Raw genomic sequence first — 6,950 nt, 5'->3', positions numbered from 1 at the left:
CTTCTGTACGGACTGCCAATGCATCGTTAATGTGCCAGAATGCACCGATACCTGCATTACCTAGAGTACCTTCTTCAGTATTACCGCGGTCACGACCGCCAGCACCATTTACATTGCTACGTTCTACGCCATCAAATTTGTATTTGTAGTGACCCGCACCCGCTAACAGATAAGGCTTCACTTTGCTGTCATAGTTGCCAGTGATTAAATCAGAAGTAACATAGAAGTTACCGTTGATTTGAGTTTGCTTATATTCAGCACCCGCGTCTACAAGGCTTGCGTCAGCTCTTGTAGAACCTGCTGGAATATTCGTGATAGCACGAAGTGATTTATTAACATCACCTTTTACCTGGTTATATTCAGCTTCAAAACCTAACCATGGAGTCAATTCAATGCCAAGCGCTGCACCAACGAACAAGTCGTTCTGCATTTCGCCTTGACCAAGTTTTGAAGATAACAACTGTGACTGACCATTGTTGTGTTTAGTGTCTTGCCAAGTATAACCAAGCATTAATGGAGTAACAGTTACGCCTGCATTGGCAGCAGCAAAAGGTGCAGCTACAAGCATAGCTAAAGCAATACGACTCATTTTCATGGATTTATCCTCCAGAGATAACAATTGTTGTTCAAGCTCAAGCCTCTAATAGGCCATCCTGAGATAGGCTTTTTATTACCCCAGTATTATTCTTAAGCTATTCACATGGCATCATACAAACACTTTATTATTTTTCCAAGTGCTTGATTAATTTAATCAAGTAAATTATTGACAAAATTACTTACAATTTCCGTTGTAATTCGGTAACTTTTTACTCAATTTTTTATTCTGAATGACCTATTGTGATTGCCAATTATTTTTAACAGCTTTCTTGAAACTTAAGTAAGCACTGATTTACACGCTCAATAAAGCATAAAAAACGTATAATTAATAACATCTTTATTATAAAAATAATATATAAATCAGGTAACTCTATGTATAAAAACATAACAAGAGCGTTCACTATTGTTGAGTTAATTATCTGTATTGCAATGATTGCAATTCTCGTCAGTATCGCTCTACCGTACTTCCATGAATATCGATCTAAACAGGAAGCCAAAAGTATTCCGATCAAATTATCTCAAATTAATCGCTATGCACGCAGCCAGGCTGCAGTATTTCACCAAAATATTGTGATCTGCCCGAGCCAAGATTCTCTCAGTTGCCAAGCCAATCAATGGAATAAGAACATGCTAGTTTTCATTGATAAAAATAAAAATAGGCAAGTGGATGTAGACGAACAAATTTTACATATTGACGTACTTAACCTCAAATACGGTAACCTAAGTTGGCGAGGAGCTTTAAGTTTACCGAGTGTCACTTATCAAGCGCACACTGCCTTGCCGATTGGTTCAAATGGTAGTTTCTATTATTGTTCTACCCATCTTTCTAGCCAACAGCGTATTGCGCTCAGCAAAATGGGGCATATCCGGATTGAAAGTCTTTCTTCTTGCTAACAGAACTATCCAGTTTATGCTTCGTTGCGATTAACACTTCAATCCTGAGTTTTTTTCAATATACTGCTTAAGTTTGAAAAAATTGATTAAAACTCATACGGAGAGAGAACAATGACTGATATCGTAATTGTCAATGGTGCACGTACAGCCATGGGTGGCTTTCAGGGAAGTCTTGCGAGTGTAACTGCGCCAGAACTCGGTGCAGTCACCATTAAAGAGGCAATTGCCCGTGCTGGTCTGCAACCAACGGATATTGAAGAAGTCATTATGGGTTGTGTACTCCCGGCAGGCTTAAAGCAGGGTCCTGCACGTCAAGCGATGCGTCAAGCTGGTCTTCCAGATTCTACTGGTGCTGTGACCATTAATAAATTATGTGGCTCAGGCATGAAAGCCGTCATGCAAGCTGCGGATATGATTAAAGCCGGTTCTGCTGATATTGTCGTTGCAGGTGGCATGGAATCCATGACCAATGCTCCTTATGTATTGCCAAAAGCACGTGGCGGTTTCCGTATGGGTCACGGTGAAATCAAGGACCATATGTTTCTGGATGGCTTGGAAGATGCTGAAACAGGTCGCTTGATGGGTTCATTTGCCCAAGATATGGCAAATACCAAAGGTTATAGCCGTGAGCAGATGGATAATTTTGCGATTCGCTCATTAAAACGTGCACAAACTGCGGTCAATGAAGGCTACTTTGCTGATGAAATCGTGCCTGTAACAGTTAAAACCCGCAAAGGCGATGTGGTCGTTGATAAAGATGAGCAACCATTTAATGCCAACATCGATAAAATTCCAACTTTACGTCCAGCGTTTGCCAAAGACGGTACGATTACAGCGGCTAATGCCAGCTCGATTTCAGATGGCGCATCAGCTCTAGTCATTACCTCGGCTGACAATGCAGCAGCAAAAGGCTTAAATCCTTTAGCCAAAATTGTTACCTATGCATCGAATTCTCAACATCCATCTGAATTTACCATTGCTCCAGTCGGTGCAATCCAAAAAGTACTGGATAAAACCGGATGGACCGCTTCTGATGTCGATCTTTGGGAGATTAATGAAGCCTTTGCCATGGTCACCATGTGTCCAATGGATGAGTTCAAGCTGGATCCTGAAAAAGTCAACATCAATGGTGGTGCATGTGCACTCGGTCATCCTGTGGGTTCTACCGGTTCACGTATTATCCTGACTTTGATTCATGCACTGAAACGTACGGGTGGCAAGAAAGGTATTGCTGCTCTCTGTATCGGTGGTGGTGAAGCGACAGCTGTGGCGATTGAATTAATTTAACTTTACCCATCACCCCATCTCTCTCCCATAAGGAGAGGGAGTTAAAAATCCTCCGAATCTGGAGGATTTTTTTCGCTTACATTTTGATAAGGCTTGCTCGCGCAAAATACCGCAAAGTGGCGTAGATTAAAGCAAGTAAATAAAAGGGAGTTCTCCCATGCAACTGAATCATTACCTCAATTTCCAAGGTCAGGCTGAAGCAGCCTTTAACTTTTATAAATCAGTTTTTGGAGGCGAATTTTCAAGTCTGAGTCGTTATGGTGAAATGCCACCTGAAGAAAGTGTCACGCTGTTAGAAGCGGATCAAAATAAGATTCTGCATATCTCACTTCCCATCAATGAATTTACAGAATTGATGGCATCTGACACGAATGATTAATTCTGTGCACAAACCAATACCGTTTTCATTCAAGGTAATAACCACTATATTTCCATTAATTTAGATGCTAGTGAACAAGCTGAAGCACAACGACTCTTTGATGCTTTATCGGTGAATGGTCAAATTGAGATGCCGCTAGAAAAGACATTTTGGGGCGCACTTTATGCTGCATTTAGCGATCAGTTTGGAATTCACTGGATGATCAACTGTCAACTTGAAGAAAGTTGAGAATTTTAATCAAGACATAAAAAAGCCGGAATCAATCCGGCTTTTTGACAGCAGCATAATTTAAATTATGCACCTGTTTGATAATGTGCCTGTGCAACCGCAGTCGATGCCTGGTACGGATTTTTGAAATCATTCAAACCGGCAGCCGCTTCCTGAATATCCTTACCTTCTTTAATCACGAAAGTATCGAAACCAGAACGCTTCATGTAGTTCAGCACATCTTTGAACACATCACCGGTGGCACGTAGTTCACCCTGAAAACCTTGACGGCGAAGAAGTGCTGCAAATGAATAACCACGGCCATCATTAAAACCGGCAAACTCAATAAAGATTGCATCTAGCTGGTCAAGTGGAAACTCATTGGTTTCAGGCGAAGCATCTACGGTTAAGTACAATGCTTTTTTACCTGCCACATTGGCAATCTGGTCTAAATGATCCACAGTCAAAACCACATCGCCCTGTGGCAAAACGCCATCTTCACCAACTAATTGGTATGTGTTGTCTGCAATCGTGCCATCTTTAGAGAGCACTTGAAGTGCGGTATTAAGCATATGCACGCTCCTTAAATGGTTGAATGCCGACACGGCGATAAGTATCGATAAACTCTTCACCTTCCTGACGCAGGTCAAGATAAGTATTCAGAATTTCTTCTACAATATCCGGTACGACTTCGGCTGCAAATGATGGACCAAGAATGTCACCAATTGACGCATCATGATCGGCATTACCGCCTAAAGTGATCTGGTAGAACTCAGCGCCTTTCTTGTCTACACCTAGAATACCGATATTACCAACATGGTGATGACCACAAGCATTCATACAGCCTGAGATGTTGAGGTCCAGTTTGCCTAAATTGTAAATCGTATCGAGGTCATCGAAACGGCGTGAAATTGCTTCAGAAATTGGAATGGATTTCGCATTCGCCAATGAACAGAAGTCACCGCCCGGGCAGCAAATGATGTCAGTCAAGAAACCGATATGCGCACGTGCCAGGTTGTTTTGGTCAAGGGTTTGCCATACAGCAAACAAATCTTTTTGCGGTACATCCACCAGTGAGATGTTTTGCTCATGCGTGGTACGCAGCTCACCGAAAGTGTACTGATCGGCAAGGTCTGCAATCAGGTTCATTTCTTCGGTGCTGACATCACCCGGTGCAATCCCGGCACGTTTCAGTGAAATCGTCACGATACGATAACCTTTCACTTTATGTGCATTGGTATTGATGTTGAACCACTGTTTGAATTTCGGATATTGCGCGAACAATTCAGTGAAATCTTCATCTGCATAATCTTGGTAGTCAAATGGCGTGAAGTTCTCATCCATTTTTGCCAAGGTGTCTGCATCGATTTTCAGTGTTTTAATCGTATGCTCAAATTCAGCTTCAACTTTCTCGGCAAATACTGCTGGTGTTAAGGCTTTTACCAGAATCTTGATACGCGCTTTATATTTGTTGTCGCGACGACCATGCAAGTTATACACACGAAGCACTGCTTCCAAATAAGCAATCAGGTCTTCACGTGGTAAGAACTCACGGATAAAGCTGCCAATCACTGGCGTACGGCCGAGACCACCACCGACTTTGATTTTATAGCCCATTTCGCCTGCTTCATTACGCACGATATATACACCGATATCGTGGAATGCAGTGGCTGCACGGTCAGTTTCTTCAAGCGCAGAGACTGCAATCTTGAACTTACGTGGCAAGAAAGCAAATTCTGGATGGAAGGTTGACCATTGACGGATCAATTCACAAGTCGGACGTGGATCGGCAATTTCACCTGCAACCACACCTGCATACTGATCCGTCGTGGTATTACGGATACAGTTACCTGAGGTCTGAATGGCATGCATTTGCACAGTCGCCAGTTCAGCCAGCATATCCGGCACATTTTCCAGCGCAGGCCAGTTAAACTGGATGTTTTGACGGGTCGAAATATGCGCGTAGCCACGGTCATATTCTTTTGCCAAATCAGCCACTTTACGAAGTTGTTTTGAGTTCATCAAACCATATGGCACGGCAATACGTAACATTGGCGCATAACGCTGTACGTACAGACCATTTTGCAGACGAAGCGGACGATACTCATCTTCAGTGAGTTTACCGGCTAAATAACGTTCCGTCTGGTCACGGAACTGTGCAACACGTTCATTAATCAGTTGCTGATCGAAATCAGTATATAAATACATGGCGTACAGCTAGTAGTTTCTATTATATCGCCGGCAAGGATAGCGAGATTGAACCTATCAATAAAATGCTTTTTATACATATTTCATAGCGGTTTTATTGATAAGCCTGCCAAAGTTTCACGGATCTCAGTATTTACAGCATTCGATTAAATTTAAAGTAATAATGATTAAATCCTTCAATCATTATTACTTATTTTCATATAGGAAAAATTTTCTCAACTTCGGTTAACTATCTTATTAACACTTTAAAAATTCTACCAATTTTTGCTCTCCCCCAATTGCTGTCCTACAAATTCATAACGTATGCTTGAACGTGAAAATTTAATCGGACAAGCCAGTTGTGCTTCGGTTTGCTGACTACTGGATTTGAGTGGCACCTGTATTACCCATCCCCGCTGCTGGGCCAGATCAGAATGTAACGCTTCTTCAAGTTTGAGTACCGGTTCGACACAGACATCCAGCGCGGCAAACAGCGTTTGCCATGCAGCCAATGGCTTGGTCTTGATTTTATTCTGAATCGCCTGCTTCACCGCAGCATGATCTGCAGCGGCATAAGAAGCGCCTTTTTCCAGAAGAATCGGCAGCTCTAAAGCCTGTGCCAATCCCTGCATAAATTGTGGTTCCAGACTACCAATCGACAAATAACGTCCATCCTGGGTTTCATAATAATCATAGAAAGTTCCACCATTCAGATAGCCGGATTCTGGAGATTGATGCTGATTGCCAGCCAGACTGGCAGAAGCTGCCAGATTGCTCATCGTTACCACACAATCGGTCATTGAAATATCAATATACTGGCCTTTGCCACTTTGTTGGCGTTCAATCACCGCGGCCAGAATCGCAATCACGGCATGCATGGAACCACCTGCAACATCGGCGACCTGAATTCCCAAGGCTGGTGGACCATTTTCAATCCGGCCACTGTGTCCGGCAATTCCGGACAAAGCCAGATAGTTAATGTCGTGTCCTGCCTTATCTTTATATGTGCCAGTTTGGCCATAACCGGTAATGGAACAGTAAATCAGTTTCGGGTTAATTTCGCTTAAGGTTTGATAATCCAAGCCTAGACGTTGCATCACACCGGGACGGAATTGCTCAATTACAATGTCATAATCTGCAATCTTGGATTTGACCAGTTCGATGTTCACAGGATCTTTCAAATCCAGTGCAACCGATTGCTTGTTTCGATTCAAATAACTTTGTGAAGTGGCCTGTCCATTGGCAAAGGGTGGCATTAATCGCAACAGGTCCGGTCGGGTCGGTGATTCAATATGCACAACTTCTGCACCTAAATCAGCAAGATATAATGTGGCAAATGGGCCGGGTAAAAGTGTAGAAAAATCTAGGATTTTCAATCCTTTTAATACATATGACATTG

The 6,950-nt window shown here is 42.5% G+C and carries 6 protein-coding genes and 1 pseudogene; 3 read left to right on the top strand and 4 right to left on the bottom strand.

What is annotated here, in order from left to right; all coding sequences use genetic code 11:
- Positions 1–595 (bottom strand): outer membrane beta-barrel protein (locus WAK81_RS08000; RefSeq protein ID WP_422196394.1); only part of this gene is annotated, 595 nt, incomplete at its 3' end.
- A gap of 374 nt (positions 596–969) precedes the next feature.
- Here WAK81_RS08000 and WAK81_RS07995 point away from each other — a divergent pair.
- The 3 genes and pseudogenes from WAK81_RS07995 to WAK81_RS07985 all read left to right on the top strand — a co-directional run bounded on the left by WAK81_RS07995 (position 970) and on the right by WAK81_RS07985 (position 3,385).
- Positions 970–1,491: a GspH/FimT family pseudopilin gene (locus WAK81_RS07995; protein WP_422196393.1), complete on the top strand. Its 522-nt coding sequence runs from the start codon at positions 970–972 to the stop codon at positions 1,489–1,491.
- 111 nt (positions 1,492–1,602) lie between these two features.
- Positions 1,603–2,778, top strand: coding sequence for a thiolase family protein (locus WAK81_RS07990; protein WP_422196392.1), 1,176 nt, complete (start codon positions 1,603–1,605; stop codon positions 2,776–2,778).
- A gap of 157 nt (positions 2,779–2,935) precedes the next feature.
- A pseudogene (locus tag WAK81_RS07985) lies at positions 2,936–3,385 on the top strand (VOC family protein).
- A 65-nt stretch (positions 3,386–3,450) separates the two neighbouring features.
- On the opposite strand, the gene WAK81_RS07980 reads toward WAK81_RS07985, so the two are convergent.
- From WAK81_RS07980 to WAK81_RS07970, 3 genes are all read right to left on the bottom strand, one after another.
- Complete coding sequence (locus tag WAK81_RS07980) at positions 3,451–3,936, bottom strand: DUF934 domain-containing protein (protein ID WP_422196391.1); 486 nt, start codon at positions 3,934–3,936, stop codon at positions 3,451–3,453.
- Positions 3,929–5,572 (bottom strand): nitrite/sulfite reductase, encoded by a 1,644-nt coding sequence (locus WAK81_RS07975; RefSeq protein WP_005266030.1) that lies wholly within the window; start codon positions 5,570–5,572, stop codon positions 3,929–3,931. Before WAK81_RS07975 ends, WAK81_RS07980 begins: the two co-directional genes overlap by 8 nt.
- Before the next feature lie 254 nt (positions 5,573–5,826).
- Complete coding sequence (locus WAK81_RS07970; RefSeq protein WP_422196390.1) at positions 5,827–6,948, bottom strand: CaiB/BaiF CoA transferase family protein; 1,122 nt, start codon at positions 6,946–6,948, stop codon at positions 5,827–5,829.
- Between the last annotated feature and the right edge of the window lie 2 nt (positions 6,949–6,950).

Origin of the sequence: Acinetobacter sp., assembly GCF_049284435.1 — a bacterium.
Classification (GTDB): domain Bacteria; phylum Pseudomonadota; class Gammaproteobacteria; order Pseudomonadales; family Moraxellaceae; genus Acinetobacter.
This window is presented reverse-complemented; position numbering and strand designations above follow the sequence as displayed.